This is a genomic window from Nguyenibacter vanlangensis (genome assembly GCF_013376155.1).
Classification (GTDB): domain Bacteria; phylum Pseudomonadota; class Alphaproteobacteria; order Acetobacterales; family Acetobacteraceae; genus Gluconacetobacter; species Gluconacetobacter vanlangensis.
Genome location: NZ_JABXXP010000919.1, coordinates 1 through 943, shown reverse-complemented (window position 1 = coordinate 943; position 943 = coordinate 1). Strand labels below are relative to the sequence as shown.

Sequence of the window (943 nt, the reverse complement as noted above, 5' to 3'; positions counted from 1 at the left end):
GAGCGCATCCTGGCCGGGTACAACCCGTTTCGCGGCCCGATCCGCGATGCCGCCGGCCGCCTGCGCGTGCCCGACGGCGCGGTGATGGACGACGACCGGATCTATCAATGGGACTGGCCGGTGGAAGGAGTCAGCGGCCTTGACTGACCCCGCCATGCCTCCCGACGCCCCGCCCCCCGTCGCGCCGGGCACGCCGCCGATCCTGCAACTGCAGGGGATCTGCAAATATTTCCCCGGCGTCATCGCCAACCAGGATGTCGATCTCGACGTCCGCCCCGGCGAGATCCATGCCCTGCTGGGCGAAAACGGCGCCGGCAAATCCACCCTGATGAACGTCGTCACCGGCATCTACCAGCCCGATGCCGGCGAAATCGTACTGGACGGCTACGGCCGGCGCTTCGCCGCACCGCAGGAGGCGATCCAGGCCGGCATCGGCATGGTACACCAGCATTTCAAGCTGGTCCCCGCCTTCACGGTCGCCGAAAACATCCATCTCGGCTGGCGCGACACCCCTGCCCGCGCCGGCGCCGCGATATTGGAATCGCGCACCCGCGCCCTGTCCGAGCGATTCGGCTTTCCCGTCCGCCCCGACGCCCGCGTCGCCGACCTCTCGGCGGGCGAGCAGCAGCGCGTCGAAATCCTGCGCGTGCTGTCCCGCCAGGCCCGGCTGCTGATCCTCGACGAACCCACGGCCGTGCTCACCCCGGCCGAAAGCCGCGAACTGTTCCGCGCGCTGCGCGCCTTCCGCGCCCAGGGCAACGCCGTGATCCTGATCAGCCACAAGCTCGACGAGGTCATGGACATCTCCGACCGCATCACCATCCTGCGCGCCGGACGCAATATCGGCACCTTCCGCACGCCGGACTGCACCCCCGCCTCCCTGGCTTCCACCATGGTCGGGCGCGCCATCACCCGCCGCGACATGCGCGCCCGCCCGCCGGGC

1 protein-coding gene is annotated in these 943 nt (G+C 70.1%); it reads left to right on the top strand.

The window, feature by feature from the left end; genetic code table 11:
• Positions 1-154 precede the first annotated feature (154 nt).
• Positions 155-943: ATP-binding cassette domain-containing protein (locus tag HUK84_RS20165; RefSeq protein ID WP_176641786.1), on the top strand; the 789-nt coding region annotated here is incomplete at its 3' end.